This window comes from Proteiniborus sp. DW1, assembly GCF_900095305.1.
GTDB lineage: Bacteria > Bacillota > Clostridia > Tissierellales > Proteiniboraceae > Proteiniborus.
Genome location: NZ_FMDO01000028.1, coordinates 70,854 through 94,170, shown reverse-complemented (window position 1 = coordinate 94,170; position 23,317 = coordinate 70,854). Strand labels below are relative to the sequence as shown.

Sequence of the window (23,317 nt, the reverse complement as noted above, 5' to 3'; positions counted from 1 at the left end):
TCCTTTATTTATTGATTGATATAGTAACTCCTTTGTGTATAAACTTCCCTAATATTGGTTTGCCACCTAAAAGATATGCACAGGGTTCTGATACTGAATACACTCCTATGGTATCCTTAACAAACTGGGATTTTTGAAACATATCCTCCAGTGGTAAAATATCTTCTATTGTGAATATCTCTAAGGGGCAATTGTAGTGTTCTGCCGCTTTGATTATACCGGCCTCATCTTTTTTTATTTCAACTGTTCCCATGGCTCTAATACTCTTATTTGAAAGATTGCTATTATTTAAAGCTAATTCTATAGCTCCTAAAACAATCTCCACTTCTTTTCCCTTTCTACATCCTATACCTATATTTATGTTCTTAGGCCTTAGGATCGTATGTGGAATATCTATGGGACCTATATCCTCCCTTGATGTTACTATTATGATTCCTTCTACTGATGGAGCAATATTATTTAAGTCATCCACCTTTATTAGATTTGGATAATTTATTAAATTTCCATCTTCAGTATAGATACCTACTCTTTTATTGTTGACCATCATTGAAACTATCCTAGTTACGGTAGATAAATCCTCAATATAATAATCATTTTCCTTTGCGAACATATCTATTGATTCTATACCTCTATTATCTGATGCTGTTGTAATAACTGTAGTAGCTTCAAGGTAATCTCCTATGGATTTTGCTATCCCATTGGCCCCTCCTAGATGTCCTGATAAGAGTGATATAGAAAACTTACCCTCATCATCTATGACCACTATTGCTGGATCTATATCTTTAGACTTTATATATGGTTGGCACATCCTAACAGCAATACCAGTAGCTGAAATAAATATGAATCCATCATATTTACTCCATGATGATTCTAAGAATTCCTTTATGCCACCTGGAGTTTCTGAGTTAGGGAAATGCTCCATCTTATAAGTATCACTATCTAGGGCTAGAAGTCTTTCCCCTAGCAATCTCCCTTTATCTGTAAAGGAAAGACAGGCTAACTTCATTTTATTGCCTCTCTGAATTCATGGGTAAAAGTCGGATCATAAAGCTTAGATCTTTCATATGCTCCTTCTATGAAGTTTCCAACTAATATTTGGCCCATCTTTTTAATGCCTTTGCTCTTCACTTTTTCAGCTATATCTCTTAAAGTTCCAAATACCATATCTTGATCTTCCCAAGTTGCCTTATATACTACCGCTACTGGTATATCATAGCTGCCATAGCCTTTGGCTAATTTTTCCACCACTCTATCTATCTCCTGAACTGATAAGAATATAGCCATGGAAGCTCTGTGACTTGCTAAATCTTCTAGGTCCTCTCCTTCAGGTACAGGGGTTCTTCCTTCTATCCTTGTAAGGATTACTGTTTGACTTACATTTGGTAAGGTAAATTCTTTTTTTATAGATGCACAAGCTGCTGTAAAGGAGCTTACTCCTGGAATCACCTTATATGAGATACCCTTTTCGTCTAATAGGTCCATTTGCTCTCTTATGGCTCCATATATAGTTGGGTCTCCTGTATGCAGTCTTACAACTTTTAAACCTTTATCCACACTTGTTTCTATTACTTCAATCACTTCTTCCAAGGTCATGGAAGCACTATTGTGTAAATCCGCATTTTCTTTACAAAATCCTAAGTGTTTGTCTGATACTAAACTTCCAGCATATATAACTACATCTGCTTCTTCTAACAATCTTCTGCCTTTTATAGTGATTAAATCAACATCTCCCGGTCCAGCACCTACAAAACTAACCATTTGACTTCACTCCTTTTACTATATAAATAGGGTTTTGACCCTTTAATAATCCTATTTTATCCATATAAGCACTTTGAATAAGCTGAGTTTCTATATCCTTATAGCCGTATTCTTTTAAAAGAGTTAAAAACTGACTTAAATTATTTAAGGTTATAAAATTCCCACAAAGTACTCCCTTGTCCTCTAAATGTCCTTCTAGATATTGAAATATTTCCTTTAATTTGCCTCCGCTACCACCGACAAAGCATTTATTGAATTTAATATCTGGTAAATCCTCTGGGGCTAAGCCTTGTACAATATCTATATCTGTAGCAAATCTATCATTGTTTTCTTTAATAAGCTGAACTCCTTCTTCTTCACGTTCAATAGCCCAGACCTTTGCTCCTTGCAGGCTTGCTTCAATGGATATGGACCCTGTACCTGCTCCTATATCTAATAATCTATCCCCTTGGTTAATTCCAAGGTATCCAATAGTAAGGACTCTTATATTGAACTTAGTCATTGGAATATTTCCTCTTATAAAATCCTCATCTTTAAGCCATTTCATTTTCAATAACCACCACCCCTAAGGAAGAATAATCCTCTATTTCATCCCCAATATTTGCCCTTATTATCTTTTCATCATCATAAGAAAGGTTAAATCCTACATACATTCTTCCTTTCATGCCTAGTTTATCTAACTCCTCAGATATATAGGATGGGCTATTGATTTTATCTATTAACATTATAGTCAGCTTGTGATCTAATATATCCTTTAAATCATGGTCTCTACCGTGTAGGGATACAAAGATGCACTCTTGCCACGACATCTGTAATTTGCTCATCATATATTGAAATGAGGACAAGCCAGGTAATACTCTATCTACTTTGACACCTTTTCTCTTTAGAAACTCTACTATTCCAAAGAAATTAGGGTCACCTGATGCAAGGAGAAGGGTGTCTCTATCTTTATCTAAAATCTCTATGACTTGGTCTACACGATTGACTTCTATATAGTCATCTCTAATGGTTTTAATAGAATGACCAACTCTTCCAAAGGCTATAATAGTATCAGCTTCCTTTATCTTCTCTACTACATCCACAGTTAAATATCTAGGATTGCCTGGTCCTACCCCTGCAACTGTTAACATATATCAACACCCCTTTCCATGGAATAGATGATTACTTTTACTTTTAAGTCTTCATCTTTTAAATATCTTCTAATCCTATTTTCTGCACCTTTTTCCATAGCCTTAACTACTTGCCCATATCCGGCTTCTATACAGATATTTAATCCTTCCTCAGCAGTTATGGCATTATCTACCTCTTCTAGCAAAGACTTTGGTGCATCCATCATAGCTAAATGATAGATAAATGCTTCCATCCTGCCATCACAAATCTTGCTATGGGTGTTGAATACACCTATGGATAGTTTTGAAAACTTACCTATATGACCTATTAGAGTTATTGATTTAAATCCCTTATTATAGACATATAGTAGGCTATCTCCTATAAAATTGGACACTTTCACCCTAGGTTTATCTATTCCTATCTTTTCAGAAATTTTCTCACCATAATTCCCTGGAACTAAAACTATATGATCCAAGCCATATTCTACTGCTATCATATCTACTTCCATATAAATGGTTTTTAATAAGGCTTCTTCACTCATAGGGTATACTATGCCCTTGCTACCTATAATTGATATGCCGCCTTTTATACCTATGTTTTCATTGAAGGTTCTCTTGCCTACTTCTTCTCCTTCTGGAGCATATATCAATACATCATAACCCTTAGGGCTTACTTCTCTCACTTCTTTTTTTATCATTTGTCTAGGTACAGGGTTAATGGCCGCTTGACCAATTTCTCCAAATAGTCCTTTTCTAGTGATTCTTCCGATACCTTCTCCACCATCTATAATTATTTGGCTATCTTCTCTTCTGCTAACCTTGGCATATATTTGAATACCATCTGTATTATCAGGATCATCACCTGCATCTTTTATAATTGAACATGCTGCATAGTCTTGCCCAATTTGTGGATTATGAACTTCTAATTTAAGGGGAACATTGGCTGGAGTGTCTATATCTATATAGTTTACAATATTACCAGTTTCCAGCATTGTCACAGCAGCCTTTGCAGCAGCTGTTGCACAGCTTCCAGTAGTATAACCACATCTGAGATTTTTTCCATCTTTTATTACATATAGATCTAAAGTCATCTTCCAACTACCATATACAATAGGGCATTTATTATAGATGCAGCTACATTGCTACCACCTTTATAGCCTACTGTGGATATGGATGGTATATCAAATTCCCTTAGATACTCTTTGGATTCAGCTGCACCGACAAATCCCACTGGGACACCTACTACGAATTTAGGATTTACTTTTCCCTCTTTCACCAACTCTAATATCCTAAATAGAGCTGTAGGAGCATTTCCTATGACAAAGGCATCAATTCCTTCTTCCACTGCTAAATCCACTGCACATGCTGATCTAGTAGTTCCTAATTCCTTGGACATTTTGAATACTCTTTCGTCATCTATGAAACATTTTAACTCACAGTTTGCCTTTGCAAGGGCAGGCTTATTTACTCCCATGTAGGCCATCTTGGTATCTGTGAAAATCTTTGTACCGCTTAAGATAGTCCCCTTTGCTTCATGGATAAATTCATTCTTAAAAACTATTATCTTTCTGTAATCAAAGTCTCCCGTTGTATGAATCATCCTTTTAGCTATGACCATCTCTTCTTCGTTAAAAGTAGTATCTCCCATGATTTCATCAATAATATCCATACTTTTATTTTCAATTTCCATTGGATTTTTAATATACATTTTCGTCACCTCTTATCTCATCTAGATGTTCTATAAATATATCTTGAATCTCCTTTACCTGTCCTAAACCTACTATCTGAAGGTCTACATCTATGTCATTTTTCTCTAATATACTCTTCCATGAATCATCGCTATCTGATGCCATGTCTTCCAAAGCATGTACCCCAGCCACTAACATAAATGGTTTTAATAATACTTTCTTGATTGATTTTTCTTTTAGTTTTTCTACAACGTCATCTATGCTTATTTCACCTTCAACCGTTCCTATAAATACATTTTCATATCCGGCTTTTCTTATTGTATCCTCTAATTTTTTATAGGATATATCAGTACTATGGTCTGAGCCATGGCCCATAAAAACAACCGCCTGGTCTTTATTAGCTATTCCTAATCCATTAAGCACCTTTTCATAATCCATATCATGGGATAATAATGGTTTAGCAACTCTTACTTTATATTCAGGATTTTCTTTTACAAAATCATTGACTTCTCTTAATATCTTCTCGTATTCATGCCCTTCAATAATAAGAAGTGGTTGAATATAGATTTCTTTTACTCCATTTCTTTTCATTCTTTCTAATGCCTCTGTTGGAGTATCTACTGGGTAATCATCCCTTTTCTTTAATTTGTGGATGACCATTCTTGAAGTAAAGGCCCTTGTAACTAAATAATCTGTATATCTTTCTTTGATTCTATTTTCTATTGACTCTATGCAAAGTTCCATTGTCTCTCTATTTGATGTACCAAAACTGGTAACTATTATTCCTTTTTTCATTTTTCTCCTCCACATTACCTATTTTCCTTAAAGGCATCTAATAGCCTTTCATTATTCTCCCTATCCTTAATAGCTACCCTAATATGATTATCCCCTAGTTCAACAAAACTGGAGCATTTTCTGATTACTAAGCCATATTGTAAGAAATGTTCAAAAGCATAATCTTCATTGTGTTCTAGTAGTTTTATAAGAATATAGTTAGTATGGGAATTATAAACATGTATCCCATCTATTTTAGATAATTCTTGTAACAGATAGCGTCTTTCCTTATCTATGTACTCTTTACTATCTTTGATATATTCAGCATCATTAAATATAAATTGTCCAGCTATGTCAGCTAATGAGTTAACTCTCCAAGGCAGCTCTATTTCTGATATTTCCTTAGCCTTTTCAGTAGAAGTGCAACAATATCCCAATCTTATACCCGGTAGTGCAAAGAATTTAGTAGCTGCCCTTATGATTGCTACATTTTTATATCCATCGTCCTTAAAAAGTTCTATACTATCATAATCCTCTGGACAGAATTCAAAGAAGGCCTCATCTAAAAGTAAGAATGCCTTTTTTTTCTTTACGATTCCATATATCTCTAATAGTTCCTTTTCAGGTATACGTAAACCTGTAGGGTTATTTGGATTACCTAATATTAGTAATTCATCCTCCTCTAAATCTTTAAATGACTCTATATCTATAGAAAAGTCTTCTCCATATGGAATATTTTTAATTTCTTTGCCATGAATCTTAGCTCTCTCTTCATATTCTGAAAATGCAGGAGTCATAACTACTACTCTTTTAGCTGCAATTGTAAAGTTATTTATTATCTCCACTGCCCCATTTCCCACTAGAACATTTTCATCTTTACAGTTTAGATATTTGGATACCGCAGATTTTAAGTTCCTGTATTTGATATCTGGATAAGCTACAAGGGTATTAAAGCCATCTATAAAAACTTCATTCAATCCATTCGGTGTACCGATTGGGTTAATATTACTAGAGAAATAAACTAATTCACCCTCATAATGATCCTCGTATGTTAACAAATCTCCACCATGCTTCATTTTATCAGCCTACCTCTCTATTTTATTGGGGATAATATATGGACATTCATTCTTTAGATCTTCATATATATCCGCTTGAATATTAAAAACATCCTTCAACAAATCCCTATTTATAACCTCACATGGATCTCCATGATCAAACACTTCCCCATCTTTCAAAACATAGATTCTATCTGAATATCTGATTGCTTGATTTAAATCATGAAGAACCATGACTATGCTAATTCCTAAAGTTTCATTTAACTCCTTGACCAACTCTAAAACTTCCATTTGATATGATATATCTAGATAGGTAGTTGGCTCGTCCAAGACTAATATATCTGTTTTCTGTGCCAAGGCCATTGCTATCCATGCTCTCTGTCTTTCTCCCCCTGATAGTGTCATGATGTTCCTATCTCTTAAAGCTAAGGTTCCTGTCTTTTCCATAGCCCACTCAACTATATCCCTATCGGCCTTACTTAATCGTTTACCAAATCCAAGATGAGGAAACCTTCCGTAAGATGCCAAGGACTCAACAAGCAAATCATTAGATACTGATTTTACCTGTGGCAAAACTGCTAGCTTTTTTGCTATTTCCTTAGTTGGTATATTGTCTATACTTTTCCCGTCTAAGATTATTTCTCCATCACCTATTTTTATGGATCTACAAATTGCCTTAATTAATGTGGATTTACCAGATCCATTAGGTCCAATAACTGTGACTATCTCACCTTTATTGACTTCCAGTGAAACCCCTTTTAATACAATCTTGTCATCATAGTTAACTACTATATTATTTCCTCTTATGTCCATAGGACAAACCTCCCTTACCTTTTAAAAGATATAGGAAAAAAGGTGCTCCAATAGCTGATATGATTATCCCTACTGGAACTTCTGTTGGCTGAAATATCACTCTTGAAACAGTATCACATAACATTACGAATATAGCCCCTGTAAAGATACATGCCGGTAATAAATATTTGTGATCTGACCCTATTAGGATTCTGGTAATATGGGGTACCATAAGTCCGACAAAGCCTAGTAAACCTACTACACTAACTGCGCTTCCTGCTAAAAATGAAGATAATATTATAAATAAAAATCTAGTCTTTTCAACATTTAAACCAAGTCCTGTAGATACCTCATCACCAAGCATGAGAACATTGAGCCTAGTTGGTAAAAACATCAGTATAGTTCCGCATATAATTGTATAGGGTAAAATCAGCTTTAAATCTCCCCATGTAATAGATGCTAGCCCACCAACCATAAAGTTTAAAACTCCTGATACCCTATCTGGATAAAAGGTCATCAAAGCGTTGTTTCCTGCACCAAATAGAGATGATACTGCTACCCCTGCTAGTATCATCCTTGTAGGCATTACACCACCATTCCAAGCCAAACCATAGATTAGCATAGTAGCTCCTAATGCTCCTAAAAAGGATCCGATTGGTGCTAGATAATAATACTGTGGAAACAATATTAGAAAAATCAGCCCTACTAGCCCCGCACCTGCTGAAACACCAATAGTGCTAGGGCTTGCTAGTGGATTTCTCATTATTCCTTGGAGCACTACACCAGCTAGGGAGAGATTTATCCCTACTAGTGCAGCTACTATGGTTCTAGGTATTCTTACATTCCATATTATTTGATAGCTTGTAGAGCCCTGATCAAATAGAAGAGTCTTGATTATCTTTACAGGACTCATCTGTACTGCCCCATTACCTACACTTACTAAAAATGTTAGAATACTTAAAGTAAAAAACACTAAAATCGTGATTTTCTGTTTTCTTGAATTCATGGAATTCTCCTACTCCTATTGAAATAGTTCTGGATATATTATAGTTGCTAGATTCTCATAAGCCTCTGCATATCTAAGATTTGCTTTGAACATGTACATATCCTTTGGTAAAATTATATACCTATCATTCTTAACCGCTGATAATGAAGCCCAAGCTGGATTGGATTCAGCATCTTCTTTTAATCTGTCTAGTGTAGCATCCATATCACTACCAGTTGTCTGAACAAATATAAAGTCAGGATCTTCTTCTAATATCTTTTCCATAGAAAAATTCTGTGTACCTAATGCTCCATCTGAGTTATCTGCTATATTTATAGTATTTAAATCCTCAAGCATCATACCTACATATGAGCTAGAGTCCCTAGCTGATACAGACTTTGCACTTGCCATTATAAGTAGTACCTTATGTTCTTTTTCTTCTGGGATAACTGAAAGTATATTGTCTATTTCCTCTACAATATCTAAAGCATTTGATTTGAATAGATCTTCCCTTTCATTTAATGCAGTAAATAATCTAGTAATAGTCAAATAATCTTCTAATCCAACATAGTCTATAGCTATAACAGGTATACCTACACCTTCAAAGGAAGGTATTAATTCTAATTGGCTTTTTTGTGTGGAATTTACAATAATTAAATCTGGTTCTACAGAGATTACTTTTTCCACACTAATTGCACCTAGTTTACCAACTATTTCAGCGTCTTCTACCCCTGCAATCTCATCTTGACCTACTGATGGTTCTAACTTACCTACAACGCTACCCCCGTTTTCCATCCAAACTTCCAAGAATGAATTATATAGTACTACTGCTCTTTGGGGTTTTTTATCTATGGTAACTTCTTGTCCTCTACCATCTATAAAGCTTACTGTATCTTCATTTATAGTTACGCCAAATTCAGTTATGGACTCAGTAACATCGTCATTTTGCTTATTATCTTCAACTAGCGGTGTATCTACATCTTCTACCTTTGGGCTGCTACAAGCTGTAAACATTCCTGCTACTATTACTAAACTCAATAATAATAAAACCATTCTTTTCATTTTCACTTTATTTTTCTCCCTTTCTTCTACCTAGTATTAAGGATATATAATCCCTGTCTTGAATAATTTCTTCCTTATTTTCCAGAATCTCTTCATTCTCTAAACTTACTCTTTTAACATACTTATAAGAAAAATCATTCCTCTCCAATTCATCTAATGTATCTTCCTTTGCCCCAAGGGTTTTAAGCAATGCAAATGAATCAGCCTTATCTAATAATGAATTATCGAATTCATCAATTAGTAAAAAATTATCTCCCTTTACAGTTAGGGGTACCTTACTAGCAGCTGCTGCAGCTACAAAGGATGGAATACCTGGTACTACCTCAATCTCTATATCCCTTTGATTTAATAAATCCATAATATAGATAAAAGTACTATAGATCATTGAATCCCCAATTGTAAGAAAAGCACCATATTCTCCTTCTGGAATCTCCTCATGGATGATATTAGCAGCATTGATATAGTCCTCTGCTTCTACACTCCCCATTGGGAAATCTATAAGAACAACTTTTTTATCCCCTATGTATTCCTCAACTGTATCTAGTGCCATGTTTTTTCCCTTATTGTTAGGTGCAAATATTACCTTTGCATCCTTGATTACATTTACTGCTCTTAGGGTTAATAAATCTGCTGCCCCCGGACCAGTTCCTATTCCGTATAATTTCTTCATCTTAACTTATCTCCTTATAAATATAATTAAGTAATAAAACATTAAAAATGCTATTTCACTTCTATACATGATCTCAACTGTGTTTTTTATATGCTCTTTATTTACATCATTGATCTTATCTCCTATATGTGGCTTTTCTACATATAGGCCGTGATAATAATTACCACCCCCAAGTTGTATTCCTAATAGCCCTGCAGTAGCACTTTCTGGATAACCACTGTTTGGACTTTTATGATTTCTTCTATCCCTTTTTAATATCTTCATTCCATTTATAAAATCAAATCTTCCTATAGATGAGATATTCATCAAAATAGCTGTTAGTCTAGCAGGTATTAGATTAAATAAATCATCTACTTTAGCTGGAAAGTAGCCTAAGTGCTTATATTTATCATTCATATAGCCTAGCATAGAATCCATTGTATTGATGAATTTATAAGCTAGTCCTCCTGGTGCTCCCAGTAATACAATGTAAAACAAAGGGCCTATCACTCCATCAGAGGTATTCTCCGATACGGTTTCAACAGTTGCTCTTATAATCTCCTCTTCATCAAGATTAGAGGTATCTCTACCAACAATATAGGATAGTCTTTTCCTGCCTTCTTCTAGCCCTTTATCCAGTTCTTTTTGAACCATATTCGCTTCATAATGTAATGATCTGGCTGCTATACAAGTGTATATAAGATAGATATTTATAATCTTGCAAAGTATTGTATATGGACTTAGTAATTTTAATAATATAAAATGGTATAACAAATCCTAAGAAAACATTTATAGATACTATAATAAGTCCCATTATTTTAAGACCTTCATTGGATTCAGAAACCCTTCTAGCTAGGTTCTCTTCAATGCTTATAATCCTCCCCATTAATTTTACAGGATGAGGAAAATTATATGGATCCCCAATTATAAAATCTAGTATTACTGCTACAATCAAATTAACCATTATTAACGCCCATAATCTTGTATATATATTCCATATCCATATTAGCCCTTATACCATTGCTAAGTTTATTTAGCTCCAACTCTTCCTCTTCAAAGCTTTGTTCTTCTGCTTTTGGGCTTTTGTTTCTATCGATTAAGGAGTCCTCGTCTATTAAGTCCAATGAAATATAAGGGATGACACCAACTACTGGTATATTTAATAGATCTTCTATCATCTTAATTCCCGGTTCAAGTAATGTTTTATCACCTCTAAATTTATTGATAATAAGGCCTTTGATCCTAGCTCTTTCATGAGGCTCTAAAAGCATAACAGTCCCATAAAGTGCAGCAAATGCGCCTCCTCTATCTATATCTGTGACTAATAAGACTGGAGCATCCGCAATTTCTGCCATTCCCATATTTACGATATCATTCTTTTTTAAGTTAATTTCAGCTGGGCTACCTGCCCCTTCGATAACCACAATATCGTTATTTGATTGAATTTCATTGTGCTTTTCCATGATCATTTTCTTTAATCTAGGTCTAAATTTAAAATAATCCCTTGCAGCCATATTTTCTCTTTCTTCCCCATTTACAACTACCTATCTGAGTTTGGTATGAGTAGTATAGGATTCATATGATGACTTGGTTTAAGTCCTGCTGCCCTGGCTTGTAAAGCTTGTGCCACTGATATTTTTTTCCCTTCTTCTGTTATATAAAATTTAGAGCTCATGTTTTGGGACTTAAAAGGATATACCTTATATCCGTCTTCTTTAAATATTCTACAAAGCCCAGTACACATAAGACTTTTTCCTGCTGATGAAGTAGTACCTTTTTAATACTTCCACTGAGCCTGTCTGAGCTAGACTAATACCATTTAAGTGATAGAGTAGAGTTGATTTACCACTACCATTTACACCTAATATTGCTGTTTTTCTACCAGCTTTTATATTTAAATTAACATCCTCTAGGCCCCTTCGGGAGTTTGGATACAAGAAACTTAAATTTTCAATTTTTACTGCCATTTTACACCTTCCTATCAATAACTAGAATTGCTAATAAAAAGAGGGCTAACATAGAAGATTTAAGAATTAATTCCTTGTTATTAAACTTCTTATTTCTTGCCTCTCCTTGAAATCCTCTAGACTTCATAGCATTGAAAACCATATCGCTATGATTGCTGCTTTTAAGGAAAAATCCTCCTATCCATTCTCCAAAAATACTAAGGGAAGATAATCCTTTTCTTTCATTAATTCCTCTACTGATTAATGCCTTATTACCTTTCTTTATATCCTCATCAATCATATGAAAATATCTAAAGGTAAGAGCTAGTATTCTGTTAAATATCTGTGGTAAACCAATGTTTAATATCCCATCAACCATATATAAAGCTGAATGCTTAGAAACTATTGTACCTAGCAATATAGAGGAGATTAAAACTTTACATACAATGATCATTGTAAAATCAATATCTTCTAGGCTTCTATATACAATTAATCGTATTATTATTGGCAAGAGCATAAGTAGAACAAAGGGTATCACTGGTTTGGTTAACCTAATAAAAGATCTATCCTCACAAGTTATAAGAGAGTACATAATAACTAATATCCCAGTTACAACTAGTAGTCTATAAGTTTTTATTGATGATATGTAAAATAGAATGATAAAAAGGCTAACCATTGTATCTTCTGGATTTATTTTATTTAATTTCCTTCTAACGTTCTTTTCTTCTCCTAAAATCATCCTAATAAATACTCCTTTTTCTCAAAGTCTTGGGTTAGGTCATAAAAAAATTCCCTAAGTAACCTCAGGGAATCTAATATTTTCATAAATATATATGTTAAATATGCATAAAAATATCGCTCTCCTTCCCTCCGAAGGTTGCTTACAACTTATATAGGCAGGTCTTCTGGCTTATGAATCATCCTAATCAACACCTTCCCAGATTTCTCCAGTGGTATATACGTTGATTTCGTCATCAATTACAGTAGCGGGGGCTGCATGGGACTTAAACCCATTTCCCTATTAATCTTATGAACCTAAATAATTAATATTCAATTATTGAATATAATAACATAGTCTTTATTAAATTACAATAAAGAAAAATTTTTACATGTTTTTATATGGTTTTTAGCAAAGTCAATATTACCTCACAGATGTAGGTGTGAACACCCTGCAAATACATTGTCATTTGCTATTATACATTTTCTTTCTTTTCCTGTAGATTTTTTTATTGCAGTAAAGTCATCCCCATCAAAATCACTTTTGGTATAGTGGAATTCATGGGCATTGATAGATTCTTCCTTTTTACATAGCATATTATCCTTATTTGCTACTAGTTTTATATATCCAAAGTTCTGCAGTCTACTAGTTAGTTAACTTTTATAATCAAAAATATTGACCATATCTTTTCCTTCAATAGTTGAACCTAAATACATATAGCCTCCACTTTCTGCATAAATAGCTATATTACTATTATAAGCATTTTTAATACTCTCTAACATAGAAGTATTGTTAGAGAATTTTTTATGGTACTAATTCTGCTCCTAATACCAAGTTTTTTCATGTGCCTTTGGACTCGTTTGAGACTAATGCTCACGTATCTAATAGCTTTTAATTCCTCTCGAATCTTAGGGGCACCGTAGATTTTATTATTATCATTGTAGATTTTTAAAATATCATCTTGAAGCTTTTTATTAATAGGTTTCCACTTGTTTTCTGGTTTTTCCTTTTGCTTGTCATAGTAGGTACTTTTGGGATATTTAAGTACCTTACACATAGTATCTATGGGTGTATAGTAGAATTTCTTAAATTATATCTAACTGTATATCAGGATTTATTTCTTTGCGTATATAGCCATAGCCTTTTTTAATATTTCATTTTCCTCCTTGAGCCTAGCATTTTCTTTTCTCATTCTGTTAATTTCCTCAAGGTTTGTAGTATATCCTTCTACTGCATTAATTGGAGCTTTCTTCTTAGTCCAATTGCGTACTGCTGTTTCACTTAAGCTATATTCACTGGCTACCTCTTTAGGTGTTTTTCCTGATAATACTAGTTCAGAAATCATTGTTTTAAATTCATTTGTATATGTTTTCCTCTTAGACATTTTATGGACACTTCCTTCCTAGGTTGTTAGTATATATAAAATCTTATTTAGTGTCCATAGCTATATACTAACATCAATATTAAATAATTACTAACTCTTCAATAGCTAACACCCTTATCTTCATGCACTACTTACTACAACTAAATCCTAGTTACTCTAAGCAATGCACGAAATATATTTGTTTAAAGTTCCTAAAACCCTTGATCTTATAACACAAACTGCACCCATCACTATTATGACACGTTCCCCCGTAGCCATAACTAATAGTATTCTATCTTGTCCTTTTGATATAGCTTCTATAGTTCTATTAATAGCTACTCTCTGATAATACCTTGGAAATTTACCACTCATATCAAAGAAATAGTCTTCTGATACAATCTTTTCTTCATGAGCTTGGATTCCTTTCCCTGCCTTATACCTCTCCCATAGCTCATCTGGGCTTGGAAACTCTTCTAAACTAAGTTCTCTTTCTTTCCCAGTAAAATTATCATGTTCGATAAATCCATCTCCATTGGAACTATATATAAAGGGAATATCTAAAATATCTCCATATTTAAGAGCTTGTTGCATTCCTGCTCCCATGGGTTTATTATTATCTTTTGCTTCTATGATAACAAGGGGCATATTAGGTTTATAGCTTAAAATATAGTCTGCTCTTTTTCTTTTCCCTCTGGCTACAAGATTTCCCCTGACTATAATTCTTCCGTCCGTAAAGCTATATTCAGCTCTTACTTGAGTTTTTATATCCCATCCTGCTTTTTCTATTGCAGGGGTAATATATTTCATCTTTATATCTTCTTCGGATAAAGCTTTTTTATTTATAACCACTACCCTCATCCCCTTTCATTTGCTATGTATTTATAAAGTTTTAGAATATACTAGATAATCTTGCCTATATTATACCATAATTTCTATTGGAGTTAGGTACATAACTCTACATTTAAAAAATATTCATTTTTTTCTTAACCCTTATAACTTTTTACTTTTTCCTGTCCTAACTTTGTAACCTGAAAATAAAGTTCTTCAAAAGAAACCAGGATTAAGGTGGGAAGGAGTAAGGGAATAAGGCAATGAAGTTGTAGCAATTCCAATTGGTTGAAGGGTAAGAGGAAAGAAAAAGGGAATAAAAAAACAGGAGATTTCTTGGATTTTAATCTAAGATTTCTCCTGCTTTGAAGAACTTTATTTACTTGTTGAAGAACTTTATTTTAGGGGGACAAAAAAGAAGAAAGCCTAAATCTCCCTTCTTCCCTCTAATGCCTTTGATAAAGTCACTTCATCTGCATATTCTAAGTCTCCGCCTACTGGTATTCCATGAGCTATTCTTGTGGTTTTTATACCTAAAGGCTTTAGGAGTTTTGATATATACATGGCTGTGGCCTCTCCTTCTATAGTAGGATTTGTAGCTAATATTACCTCTGCTACATCTAGCTCTCTTATCCTTTGAAGAAGCTCTTTTATCTTTATATCCTCTGGGCCTATTCCTTCCATTGGTGATATGCTTCCATGTAAAACGTGATATAATCCTTGAAATTCCTTAGTTTTCTCTAAGGCTATAACATCTCTTGGGTCTTCTACAACACATATTGTAGTTTGATCTCTGTTAGTATTGCTACAAATAAAGCATGGATCTGTATCTGTAAGATTACTACATATGCTACAATACTTAATATTTCTCTTGGCATTTACTATGGCATTTGCAAGCTCATTTACATCATCGGCATTCATGTTTAGCACATAAAACGCAAGCCTTTGAGCTGTTTTTCTGCCTATACCAGGTAGTTTTGAAAATTCTTCTATTAGACTGGCTAAAGGAGGCGCAAAATACTCCATCTATATCACCCTTTCAGTTAAGCTGTTTCCAGCATTTAAACATAGAAAAACTAGGTGGAGAATACTCTCCACCTTATTTAAATCCTACCTTTGATAAAACTTAAAGGTAGGAAGCTGTAGTGAAACTGCTAAAATAACCCTGGTATATTCATACCTCCAGTTATCTTTTGCATTTCCCTACTAACCATTTCGTCTGCACTTCTTAAAGCTTCATTTGTTGCAGCAAGGATTAAGTCTTGAAGCATTTCAACATCATCTGGATCTACTACATCCTTATCTATAGTCACTTCCAGCACTTCTTTTTTTCCATTAACCTTAACTGTAACTGCTCCACCACCTGCGCTTGCTTCGACTTCTCTTTCGTTTAGCTCATTTTGCAAATCAGCCATTTGCTTCTGCATTTTTTGAACCTGCTTCATCATATTTCCCATGTTACCCATTCCTGGGAATCCACCTCTTGCCATTATAAAAAAACCTCCTTATTATTCTTCAATTTTTACTAGTTCTTCTCCAAAAGTATCAATAACCTTTTGGATTAGCTCTTCGCCTTGTTTCTCTTCCTGCTTTTCTTCATTAACATCTACAATGTCATCTTCCATTGCAAATTTAATCTCTATATTAGAATTTAAGCAATTATTAATGATTTTCTGAACAAGCTCCTTATTTTCACTTTTTTCAATGGCCTCTTTATGAAATCTAAATCCATCTTCAAAAGCTATTGTCAATATATTATTCTTTATACTTAAAGGTTTTCCTTCCATAATTAGAGCATGAAGAGATATTCTTTCAACTCTTGTAGCCTTTAATATATTTTTCCATTCATCTTTAATCTCTTTAATATCTATATCTGTTCGTAATTCGCATTTGTTTTGATTAGTAGCAACTGGAATATATTGTTGCCTTTCTACTACTTTTTCAGAAACTGTACTCTTAGTAGAAGTATTAGATACAGATTGCTTTCTAGAATCTGCCTCTTTAATAAAAGTGCCATTTTCAAGCTTTTCTTCTAGCCTTCTAAGTCTTGTCATCACATCATCAAAATCATTGTTAGTAGCTTCGTTTAACATCTTTATGATGCTGACTTCAAGTATTACCCTAGGCTGAGACGACCATTTGCACTGAGTCTCTGCATCTGATAGTATTCTAAGTATATTTATTATACCACTTGTGTCTATATTTTCAGCCTGTTTTTTAAGATTTTCTATCATTTCCTCTGTTTCATCAAGCATACTATCTACATTTTTAGATACCTTTATGACCATTAGGTTCCTAAAGTGAAGTATCAAGTCTTTAATAAACTGATTAATGTCTTTCCCACTTTGAACTATTTGCTCTATAAGCTCAAGAGCCTTATCTGCATTTTTTCCTATTATTGAATCTGTTAGCTCATATATTATATCATTACTTACTACTCCAAGTATGGAGAGAATGTAATCATAGGTCAGTTTCTTTTCAGAAAAGGAAAGGCATTGATCTAGAAGGCTAAGGGCATCTCTCATCGCTCCATCTGAATTTCTAGCTATTAGATTTAGACCTTTTGGGTCCGCATTTATGCCTATTTCGTCTAATATGTTTTGCATATTTTCTATTATATCTTTTATGGTTATCCTTTTAAAGTCAAACCTTTGACATCTAGATAATATTGTAGCTGGCAGTCTTTGAGGCTCTGTTGTAGCCAGTATGAATATTAAATGCTTTGGTGGCTCTTCTAATATTTTTAAAAGAGCATTAGAAGCACCTTTAGATATCATATGAACCTCGTCAATAATGTATACTTTATATTTGCATTTAGCTGGAGGATACTTTGCCTTCTCTCTAAGCTCTCTAATATCTTCTACACTAGTATTAGAAGCAGCATCCATTTCTATGACATCCATTATAGTTTCATCAAGTATTCCCTTACATACTTCACATTCATTACAAGGGTTTCCATCATGACTATTTGTACAATTGACAGCTCTCGCAAATACTTTTGCTGTGGAAGTCTTGCCAGTTCCTCTAGTTCCTGAAAATAAATACGCATGGGCTATGTTATTATTTTTTATTTGGTTTTTTAGTGTTGTAGTTATATGTTCTTGCCCCATGACATCGTCAAAGGTCTTTGGTCTAAACTTCCTATACAATGCTTGATAAGCCATTCAATCACCTTCACGTGTTTAATAAGTATATTATACCAAAACTTCTTGTCATATACCACTGTTGGATTTTTAACACTAAAATTCCTTTACCTAAGAGCTTAGGATTACAGTAATAAGATTCAAGATGACGAAACTCTTCATTGCACTCAGAGTGACAATAGGAACTTGGCATTTCAAGTACTGTCAGCTGAACATATTAAAGGAGCAAAAATATTCAAAAGTCGATGTGTTCAACACATCGACCTATTTTAGTTATATATTGCTTTGTTTTTCTAACAATGTCGTCAATACTTTTTCTGGTGTTGCCGGTAAGTCTCTTATCCTGATTCCGCAAGCATTATATATAGCATCCATAATCGCTGGAGCTACCGGATTTACTACTACTTCTCCTATAGATTTAGCTCCATAAGGTCCTGAAGCATCATATCCTGGTGCTAATTCTGCAACTACTTTCCCAATGTCTCTTCTCATTGGAAGCTTGTACTCCATCAGAGTATCAGTCATTAACCTTCCTTCCGGGCTATATTTTACTTCTTCATATAAGGCTAGCCCTATTCCTGTTGCTATACCACCTTCAACCTGTACCTTTGAAAGCATTGGGTTTATAGGTGTACCGCAATCTACTACTCCTACAAATTCAACTACATCTACTTTTCCTGTTTCTAAATCTACTTCTACCTCTGCAAATCCTGCCATATATGGAGAAGCATCTATTTCTGGCACATATGAACCTGTTGTTGATAGCTGGGTGTGTAGAACATTATATGTTATTTTCTTAGAGAAGTCTTCTAATGTTATTATTTGCTTGTCATCTTTCTTTATAATACTCTTTCCATCAAATTCAATATTTTCTGGCTCCGTTTCAAAGTACATGGCTCCGTATTTAATTATCTCTTCCTTCATTTTATTTGCTGCATCTATTACTGCATTACCTGTAGTATATGTGGTACTAGATGCATAAGCTCCACTGTCATATGGTGTTAAGTCTGTATCAGATGCATAAACAACTATTTTTTCTAAATCTACTCCAAGAGTCTCTGCTGCTATCTGAGCTAAAATTGTATCGCTTCCTGTACCTAAATCTGTTGCACCTAATAGCAAACTAAAGAAACCATCTGTGTTTAACTTTAGAGTTGCTGAAGCCATATCTATCTTAGGCAGCCCAGACCCTTGCTTAGCAATTGCCATACCTACCCCTCTTGCTTTAGTTCCACTGATTCCGCATTTTGAGAATTTTTCATCCCATTTAATAAGCTCTTTTCCCTTTGATACACAGTACTCCAGCATACAGCCATCCATATACATAGGCTTGTCTCCCCAGCCTTTGATGGTCATGTTTAGAAGTTTTGTAGTTTCTCCTTTTCTAATCATGTTTATCTCTCTTACTCTAACCGGGTCTAGTTTAAGCTCAGCCGCTAATTCGTTTAATGCTGATTCTACTGCAAATACCCCTTGTGTAACTCCAAAACCTCTTAGGGCTGCTCCAGGAACATGGTTTGTATATACTGCCTTTCCATAATATCTATAAGCTTCTGCCTTGTTGTATATTGTGAATACTTTTTTGGCAGCAGCTGCTATTGTAGTTTGACAGTGCTCTCCATAAGCTCCTGTGTCTGATAAACCTACCATGTCTATGGCCTTTATTTTTCCGTCTTTTGTAGCTCCTATTGTCACGTCAAATTTCATGGCATGTCTTGAATTCGTACCTGTAAATACTTCTTTTCTCGTGAAAACTATTTTAGCTGGTTTTCCTGTTTTTAATGTTACTAATGCAGGATAGAACTCTGAGTTTGCTGTTTGCTTAGCTCCAAATCCTCCGCCAATTCTAGGTTTGATTACTCTTATCATACTTTCTGGAATACTAAATGTATTTGAAAGTATTCGCCTTACATGGAAAGGGATTTGTGTCGATGATACTACTACTAGTCTACCCTGAACATCCATATATGTGAATGTTCTCTGAGTTTCCATCATCCCCTGTGTTTGAGCTTGTGAGCTATAAGTTCTTTTAATTATAATATCACTTTCTTCTAATGCTTTTTCTACATCTCCAAGCTCAAGGTCAACTTGGCAGGCGATATTTCTTTTTCTATCAAATCCTATATCAACTAAAGTAAATATATCTTCTTCCGGATGGACTAGGGATGCATTTCCATCTGCTTTCTCAAAGTCTAGTACTGGTTCTAATACTTCATATTCTACTTTTATCAAGCGAATAGCTTTTTCCGCTGTTTTTTCATCTACTGCTGCAACTATGGCTACTTCATCCCCTACATGCCTTACATATTCGTCTAGCAAGAACTTATCATATGGTGATAATTCTGGGTAGCATTGGCCAGCTCTTGTTAGTGGCTTTCTTTCTATATCTTTGTATGTGAATATACATTCCACACCTGGAATCTTTTCTGCTATTGATGTATTGATATTCTTAATTCTTGCAAAAGCATGAGGGCTTCTAAGCACCTTAACTATTAATGCATCCTTTGGGGCTAAGTCATCTGTATATACTGGTTTTCCTTGCACTAAGCCCATACCATCTTTTTTAGTATATGACTTATTTACTACTTTCATTTTTCTTCGCCTCCAAATATTTTCTTATAGCTCTAAGTTGTCCTGTATACCCTGTACATCTACAAAGATTACCTGATAAATAATGGAGTATCTCCTCATCTGTAGGGTCTTCTACACATTTTTCTAGATATAAGATGTTCATTATAAGCCCTGAGCTACAATAACCACATTGCTCTACGCCTTCATTTACCAGATATTTTCCTATTCTTTCTGCTTCCTTACCTGCTCCTTCAATAGTAGTTATTTCCTGCCCATCAGCTCTTGCTGCTAATGTAACACAAGATAATATTGCTTTACCATTCATATGAACAGTACAAACTCCACATACTCCTGTATCACATCCTCTTTTTACTCCTAAATATCCATTTTTTCTTAGAGTATCTACTAGATATTCATCTGGGGAAACCTCAAATGATTTATTCACTCCGTTTATTTTCATACTAATCTTCATAGCTAACAACCTCCATCAGTGCTTTTTTTAACAAAGCTTTGCAGATATGTTTTCTATATTCTTTGCTTCCTCTTGTATTTGTGCCAAAAGTGATTTCATCTGCTGCTATTTCCACTGCTTTTTTTATGTGTTCTTCAGTATATCCATTGTTAGACAAGTACTCCATTGCCTTCTTTGCTAATATGGCTCTTTGAGGTCTTGCACCTATTGCTATTCTAAAATCATCTCCTAGTTTAGACACTGCTACATTTAAAATTGCATAGTCTCCCTTTGAGTTTCTCATAGTAAAATATGAGGCTCTTCTTCCGTCTTTTGAGATTGTTATGCTTTCTAATATATCTTTTTCTTTAGGTCCCTTTTCTAAATATTCTTCTAAAGAAATACTTCCTTGCTTGTAAAAATTCACTTTAGTATCTAATGCTAAAAGCCCTGTTATAAAATCTGAAAATCCGTATCTTGAGTAAACTGTTCCTCCTACAGTAACTATGTTTCTAAGTTGTACTCCCACTATTTCTCTTACAGACTTTGAGAGAAGATTGTCAAAGTGTTTAGCAAGAACTTCTGAATGCTCAATATCTCCAAATGTAGCCATAGCTCCTATTTCAAATGCACTTTCCGTTTCATGTATATAATCAATTTTAGCTTTTGATAAGTCTATTAATGTCCCTATATTTTTTGAACCCATTCTTATAAATGCACCACCACCAAGAATAGTGGAATTCTTTTTTGTGCTAAATAGCTCATATGCTTCTTCTACATTTTGTGGTGCTATATATTCTTTAACAGTTATCATATTCATTTCACTCCTTCTAAAATCAATGGAATAAAGTACATATCCCTAGCCAGTAGACTAGGGTTGTATTGAGATTATTATGCTTGGACTACATCCTTATTAGATTGTTTTGTATCTTCAGGAAAAACTATATTTAAGATTAGTGCAAGTATTCCTGCTGCCACTACAGGATCTCCAAAGAAATTCTTTAAAATCTCAGGCATATATATTAATGATTCTGGCACTTGGCTAAACCCTAAGCCTAGACCTATAGAAGCTGCTAGTATAGTAGCATTTCTTCCATCTAATCCTGCCTTGCCAACCATCTTAATTCCACTTATTGTTATCATGGAGAATACTATTGTAACTGCTCCACCTAATACACTTGCTGGCATAGCTGCACTTATTGCTCCAATTTTAGGCATTACACCTGCTAATATTAGGAATACTGCTCCTGTAGCCACAACAAATCTATTTATTACTCCAGTCATTGCTACTATTCCTGCATTTTGTCCGTATGCTGTGTTTGGTAACACATTAAATATTGCTGCAAAAGCACTACCTACTGAATCAGCTAATACTGCTCCTGTCATTTCTCTATCTGTTGCTTCTCTATTTTCTCCGCTTAATGTTATGCCTGATACGTTTCCTAAGGTTTCTAGCCCCACTACTAGATAAACAGCTGCAAACTTAAGTATTGCATCTAATCTAAACTCCAATCCAAAATGAAGTGGCTTTGGTATGCTGAACCATGCAGCCTGAGCCACACCAGAAAAATCAATTTTCCCTAGAGGAATAGCTATGATGTAACCAATAATTAATGCTACTAGAATTGACGCTATATTAAATATTCCCTTACCAAACCTTTGAAGAAGTAATATTGTTATAAATACTACAAAACCTAAAAAGAGATTTTTTGGCGAACCAAAGTCCGCAGCTCCTGCTCCCCCTGCAAAATAATTGATACCAGTTGGAAGAAGTGATATTCCTATTGCAACTAGAACTGTTCCTGTCACAATTGGTGGAAAAAATCTTCTCAATGGCTTTATAAAAAATCCCATGGTGATTTCAGCTAAACTTCCGATTAAGGAACCTCCTAGTACAGCTGGTAACCCGTAGGCTTGACCCACACTTAATGCTGTTGGAACAAATGCAAAGCTTGTTCCCATTACTAGTGGTAACCTAGCTCCAACTTTTCCCAGTGGATATAGTTGAACTAATGTCACTAAACCTGCAACAATCATTGCAGATTGAATCATTATAATTTTATTTGCTTCAGGTAAATTTATTGCATTTGCCAAAATAATTATAGGAGCTATATTACCAGTAAACATAGCTAATATATGTTGCATTCCTAAAGGTATGGCAAGCCTCAGTTCTGGTCTACCATCTAATTCGTATACAGAAGCTTTTTTATTAACTGCATCCATTATATGGACCTCCTTTTTAATTTAAATTATATAGCTTCATTTTAAAAAAATGTCTTGTTTACTTATACACCTCCTATATCTTCGGTTGCTAAAAATTTACAAAATAAAAGGTCAGCACAAAAGAATATACTTATATTCCTTAGTGCTGACCTATTAAAGCGTAACTTAATGTTATCTTTAAAACTTGTCAAGCAAATATTAT

Annotated in this window: 26 protein-coding genes, 2 pseudogenes and 1 riboswitch; all 28 genes and pseudogenes read right to left on the bottom strand. The window is 34.3% G+C overall.

Features of this window, described 5'->3' with window-relative positions; genetic code table 11:
- Positions 1 to 4: 4 nt before the first annotated feature.
- Positions 5 to 1,006: a cobalt-precorrin 5A hydrolase gene (cbiG, locus tag DW1_RS06310; protein ID WP_074349764.1), complete on the bottom strand. Its 1,002-nt coding sequence runs from the start codon at positions 1,004 to 1,006 to the stop codon at positions 5 to 7.
- Positions 1,003 to 1,758: a precorrin-4 C(11)-methyltransferase gene (cobM, locus tag DW1_RS06305; RefSeq protein ID WP_074349763.1), complete on the bottom strand. Its 756-nt coding sequence runs from the start codon at positions 1,756 to 1,758 to the stop codon at positions 1,003 to 1,005. Before cobM ends, cbiG begins: the two co-directional genes overlap by 4 nt.
- Positions 1,751 to 2,305, bottom strand: coding sequence for a precorrin-6Y C5,15-methyltransferase (decarboxylating) subunit CbiT (gene cbiT / locus DW1_RS06300; protein ID WP_074349825.1), 555 nt, complete (start codon positions 2,303 to 2,305; stop codon positions 1,751 to 1,753). Before cbiT ends, cobM begins: the two co-directional genes overlap by 8 nt.
- Positions 2,292 to 2,888 carry a precorrin-6y C5,15-methyltransferase (decarboxylating) subunit CbiE gene (cbiE, locus tag DW1_RS06295; protein ID WP_074349762.1) on the bottom strand — a complete coding sequence of 199 codons (597 nt, stop codon included), beginning with the start codon at positions 2,886 to 2,888 and terminating at the stop codon, positions 2,292 to 2,294. Before cbiE ends, cbiT begins: the two co-directional genes overlap by 14 nt.
- Positions 2,882 to 3,958, bottom strand: a complete 1,077-nt coding sequence (gene cbiD, locus DW1_RS06290; RefSeq protein ID WP_074349761.1) for a cobalt-precorrin-5B (C(1))-methyltransferase CbiD — start codon at positions 3,956 to 3,958, stop codon at positions 2,882 to 2,884. Before cbiD ends, cbiE begins: the two co-directional genes overlap by 7 nt.
- Positions 3,955 to 4,575, bottom strand: a complete 621-nt coding sequence (locus DW1_RS06285) for a precorrin-8X methylmutase (protein ID WP_074349760.1) — start codon at positions 4,573 to 4,575, stop codon at positions 3,955 to 3,957. Before DW1_RS06285 ends, cbiD begins: the two co-directional genes overlap by 4 nt.
- Positions 4,565 to 5,350 (bottom strand): sirohydrochlorin cobaltochelatase, encoded by a 786-nt coding sequence (locus DW1_RS06280; RefSeq protein ID WP_159433563.1) that lies wholly within the window; start codon positions 5,348 to 5,350, stop codon positions 4,565 to 4,567. The genes DW1_RS06285 and DW1_RS06280 overlap by 11 nt, the downstream gene beginning before the upstream one ends.
- Positions 5,351 to 5,364: 14 nt before the next feature.
- Positions 5,365 to 6,405 carry a pyridoxal phosphate-dependent aminotransferase gene (locus tag DW1_RS06275; protein ID WP_074349758.1) on the bottom strand — a complete coding sequence of 347 codons (1,041 nt, stop codon included), beginning with the start codon at positions 6,403 to 6,405 and terminating at the stop codon, positions 5,365 to 5,367.
- Between the two features lie 9 nt (positions 6,406 to 6,414).
- A complete protein-coding gene (locus DW1_RS06270) occupies positions 6,415 to 7,197 on the bottom strand; it encodes an ABC transporter ATP-binding protein (RefSeq protein ID WP_074349757.1) in 783 nt (260 codons plus the stop codon).
- Positions 7,178 to 8,182, bottom strand: coding sequence for a FecCD family ABC transporter permease (locus DW1_RS06265; protein WP_074349756.1), 1,005 nt, complete (start codon positions 8,180 to 8,182; stop codon positions 7,178 to 7,180). The genes DW1_RS06270 and DW1_RS06265 overlap by 20 nt, the downstream gene beginning before the upstream one ends.
- Before the next feature lie 15 nt (positions 8,183 to 8,197).
- Positions 8,198 to 9,223, bottom strand: a complete 1,026-nt coding sequence (locus DW1_RS06260) for an ABC transporter substrate-binding protein (RefSeq protein ID WP_242942446.1) — start codon at positions 9,221 to 9,223, stop codon at positions 8,198 to 8,200.
- Between the two features lie 7 nt (positions 9,224 to 9,230).
- On the bottom strand, positions 9,231 to 9,893 hold the full coding sequence (locus DW1_RS06255) for a precorrin-2 C(20)-methyltransferase (protein WP_074349754.1): 663 nt from the start codon (positions 9,891 to 9,893) through the stop codon (positions 9,231 to 9,233).
- A gap of 6 nt (positions 9,894 to 9,899) precedes the next feature.
- A pseudogene (gene cbiB, locus DW1_RS06250) lies at positions 9,900 to 10,836 on the bottom strand (adenosylcobinamide-phosphate synthase CbiB).
- A 124-nt stretch (positions 10,837 to 10,960) separates the two neighbouring features.
- Positions 10,961 to 11,616, bottom strand: a pseudogene (locus tag DW1_RS06245) (cobyric acid synthase); the annotation flags it as partial.
- Positions 11,597 to 11,839, bottom strand: coding sequence for an ATP-binding cassette domain-containing protein (locus DW1_RS06240; RefSeq protein ID WP_074349753.1), 243 nt, complete (start codon positions 11,837 to 11,839; stop codon positions 11,597 to 11,599). The gene DW1_RS06240 and the pseudogene DW1_RS06245, both read right to left, overlap by 20 nt.
- 1 nt (position 11,840) lies before the next feature.
- Complete coding sequence (locus tag DW1_RS06235) at positions 11,841 to 12,557, bottom strand: energy-coupling factor transporter transmembrane component T family protein (protein ID WP_074349752.1); 717 nt, start codon at positions 12,555 to 12,557, stop codon at positions 11,841 to 11,843.
- 138 nt (positions 12,558 to 12,695) lie between these two features.
- Positions 12,696 to 12,872: riboswitch (cobalamin riboswitch) on the bottom strand.
- 92 nt (positions 12,873 to 12,964) lie between these two features.
- Positions 12,965 to 13,132, bottom strand: coding sequence for a hypothetical protein (locus DW1_RS15510; RefSeq protein ID WP_159433562.1), 168 nt, complete (start codon positions 13,130 to 13,132; stop codon positions 12,965 to 12,967).
- 57 nt (positions 13,133 to 13,189) lie between these two features.
- Positions 13,190 to 13,318, bottom strand: coding sequence for a hypothetical protein (locus tag DW1_RS06230; protein WP_083605556.1), 129 nt, complete (start codon positions 13,316 to 13,318; stop codon positions 13,190 to 13,192).
- Positions 13,312 to 13,593 (bottom strand): IS3 family transposase, encoded by a 282-nt coding sequence (locus DW1_RS06225; protein ID WP_074349751.1) that lies wholly within the window; start codon positions 13,591 to 13,593, stop codon positions 13,312 to 13,314. Before DW1_RS06225 ends, DW1_RS06230 begins: the two co-directional genes overlap by 7 nt.
- Positions 13,594 to 13,650: 57 nt before the next feature.
- Positions 13,651 to 13,920, bottom strand: coding sequence for a transposase (locus DW1_RS06220; RefSeq protein WP_074349750.1), 270 nt, complete (start codon positions 13,918 to 13,920; stop codon positions 13,651 to 13,653).
- Between the two features lie 156 nt (positions 13,921 to 14,076).
- On the bottom strand, positions 14,077 to 14,748 hold the full coding sequence (locus DW1_RS06215; RefSeq protein ID WP_074349749.1) for a type I restriction enzyme HsdR N-terminal domain-containing protein: 672 nt from the start codon (positions 14,746 to 14,748) through the stop codon (positions 14,077 to 14,079).
- Between the two features lie 405 nt (positions 14,749 to 15,153).
- Complete coding sequence (gene recR, locus DW1_RS06210) at positions 15,154 to 15,753, bottom strand: recombination mediator RecR (protein WP_074349748.1); 600 nt, start codon at positions 15,751 to 15,753, stop codon at positions 15,154 to 15,156.
- Positions 15,754 to 15,881: 128 nt separating this feature from the next.
- Positions 15,882 to 16,217: a YbaB/EbfC family nucleoid-associated protein gene (locus DW1_RS06205; protein WP_074349747.1), complete on the bottom strand. Its 336-nt coding sequence runs from the start codon at positions 16,215 to 16,217 to the stop codon at positions 15,882 to 15,884.
- Between the two features lie 18 nt (positions 16,218 to 16,235).
- Positions 16,236 to 17,891: a DNA polymerase III subunit gamma/tau gene (gene dnaX, locus DW1_RS06200; protein WP_074349746.1), complete on the bottom strand. Its 1,656-nt coding sequence runs from the start codon at positions 17,889 to 17,891 to the stop codon at positions 16,236 to 16,238.
- 252 nt (positions 17,892 to 18,143) lie between these two features.
- On the bottom strand, positions 18,144 to 20,462 hold the full coding sequence (locus DW1_RS06195) for a xanthine dehydrogenase family protein molybdopterin-binding subunit (protein WP_074349745.1): 2,319 nt from the start codon (positions 20,460 to 20,462) through the stop codon (positions 18,144 to 18,146).
- On the bottom strand, positions 20,446 to 20,913 hold the full coding sequence (locus DW1_RS06190) for a (2Fe-2S)-binding protein (RefSeq protein ID WP_074349744.1): 468 nt from the start codon (positions 20,911 to 20,913) through the stop codon (positions 20,446 to 20,448). Before DW1_RS06190 ends, DW1_RS06195 begins: the two co-directional genes overlap by 17 nt.
- Positions 20,903 to 21,706: an FAD binding domain-containing protein gene (locus DW1_RS06185; RefSeq protein ID WP_074349743.1), complete on the bottom strand. Its 804-nt coding sequence runs from the start codon at positions 21,704 to 21,706 to the stop codon at positions 20,903 to 20,905. The genes DW1_RS06190 and DW1_RS06185 overlap by 11 nt, the downstream gene beginning before the upstream one ends.
- Positions 21,707 to 21,783: 77 nt before the next feature.
- Positions 21,784 to 23,115 carry a uracil-xanthine permease family protein gene (locus tag DW1_RS06180; protein ID WP_074349742.1) on the bottom strand — a complete coding sequence of 444 codons (1,332 nt, stop codon included), beginning with the start codon at positions 23,113 to 23,115 and terminating at the stop codon, positions 21,784 to 21,786.
- Between the last annotated feature and the right edge of the window lie 202 nt (positions 23,116 to 23,317).

What these genes read in the sequence shown, in the direction of transcription:
- DW1_RS06240 (WP_074349753.1), bottom strand. Translation starts at nt 11,839, where the DNA reads ATGGCAGTAAAAATTGAAAATTTAAGTTTCTTGTATCCAAACTCCCGA.
- dnaX (WP_074349746.1), bottom strand. Translation starts at nt 17,891, where the DNA reads ATGGCTTATCAAGCATTGTATAGGAAGTTTAGACCAAAGACCTTTGAC.
- DW1_RS06285 (WP_074349760.1), bottom strand. Translation starts at nt 4,575, where the DNA reads ATGTATATTAAAAATCCAATGGAAATTGAAAATAAAAGTATGGATATT.
- DW1_RS06205 (WP_074349747.1), bottom strand. Translation starts at nt 16,217, where the DNA reads ATGGCAAGAGGTGGATTCCCAGGAATGGGTAACATGGGAAATATGATG.
- recR (WP_074349748.1), bottom strand. Translation starts at nt 15,753, where the DNA reads ATGGAGTATTTTGCGCCTCCTTTAGCCAGTCTAATAGAAGAATTTTCA.
- cbiD (WP_074349761.1), bottom strand. Translation starts at nt 3,958, where the DNA reads ATGACTTTAGATCTATATGTAATAAAAGATGGAAAAAATCTCAGATGT.
- DW1_RS06195 (WP_074349745.1), bottom strand. Translation starts at nt 20,462, where the DNA reads ATGAAAGTAGTAAATAAGTCATATACTAAAAAAGATGGTATGGGCTTA.
- DW1_RS06180 (WP_074349742.1), bottom strand. Translation starts at nt 23,115, where the DNA reads ATGGATGCAGTTAATAAAAAAGCTTCTGTATACGAATTAGATGGTAGA.
- DW1_RS06260 (WP_242942446.1), bottom strand. Translation starts at nt 9,223, where the DNA reads ATGAAAAGAATGGTTTTATTATTATTGAGTTTAGTAATAGTAGCAGGA.
- DW1_RS06275 (WP_074349758.1), bottom strand. Translation starts at nt 6,405, where the DNA reads ATGAAGCATGGTGGAGATTTGTTAACATACGAGGATCATTATGAGGGT.
- DW1_RS06185 (WP_074349743.1), bottom strand. Translation starts at nt 21,706, where the DNA reads ATGATAACTGTTAAAGAATATATAGCACCACAAAATGTAGAAGAAGCA.
- DW1_RS06230 (WP_083605556.1), bottom strand. Translation starts at nt 13,318, where the DNA reads ATGTTAGAGAGTATTAAAAATGCTTATAATAGTAATATAGCTATTTAT.
- cbiT (WP_074349825.1), bottom strand. Translation starts at nt 2,305, where the DNA reads ATGAAATGGCTTAAAGATGAGGATTTTATAAGAGGAAATATTCCAATG.
- DW1_RS06225 (WP_074349751.1), bottom strand. Translation starts at nt 13,593, where the DNA reads ATGTGTAAGGTACTTAAATATCCCAAAAGTACCTACTATGACAAGCAA.
- cbiG (WP_074349764.1), bottom strand. Translation starts at nt 1,006, where the DNA reads ATGAAGTTAGCCTGTCTTTCCTTTACAGATAAAGGGAGATTGCTAGGG.
- DW1_RS15510 (WP_159433562.1), bottom strand. Translation starts at nt 13,132, where the DNA reads ATGCTATGTAAAAAGGAAGAATCTATCAATGCCCATGAATTCCACTAT.
- cobM (WP_074349763.1), bottom strand. Translation starts at nt 1,758, where the DNA reads ATGGTTAGTTTTGTAGGTGCTGGACCGGGAGATGTTGATTTAATCACT.
- DW1_RS06280 (WP_159433563.1), bottom strand. Translation starts at nt 5,350, where the DNA reads ATGAAAAAAGGAATAATAGTTACCAGTTTTGGTACATCAAATAGAGAG.
- DW1_RS06265 (WP_074349756.1), bottom strand. Translation starts at nt 8,182, where the DNA reads ATGAATTCAAGAAAACAGAAAATCACGATTTTAGTGTTTTTTACTTTA.
- DW1_RS06235 (WP_074349752.1), bottom strand. Translation starts at nt 12,557, where the DNA reads ATGATTTTAGGAGAAGAAAAGAACGTTAGAAGGAAATTAAATAAAATA.
- DW1_RS06190 (WP_074349744.1), bottom strand. Translation starts at nt 20,913, where the DNA reads ATGAAGATTAGTATGAAAATAAACGGAGTGAATAAATCATTTGAGGTT.
- cbiE (WP_074349762.1), bottom strand. Translation starts at nt 2,888, where the DNA reads ATGTTAACAGTTGCAGGGGTAGGACCAGGCAATCCTAGATATTTAACT.
- DW1_RS06270 (WP_074349757.1), bottom strand. Translation starts at nt 7,197, where the DNA reads ATGGACATAAGAGGAAATAATATAGTAGTTAACTATGATGACAAGATT.
- DW1_RS06255 (WP_074349754.1), bottom strand. Translation starts at nt 9,893, where the DNA reads ATGAAGAAATTATACGGAATAGGAACTGGTCCGGGGGCAGCAGATTTA.
- DW1_RS06220 (WP_074349750.1), bottom strand. Translation starts at nt 13,920, where the DNA reads ATGTCTAAGAGGAAAACATATACAAATGAATTTAAAACAATGATTTCT.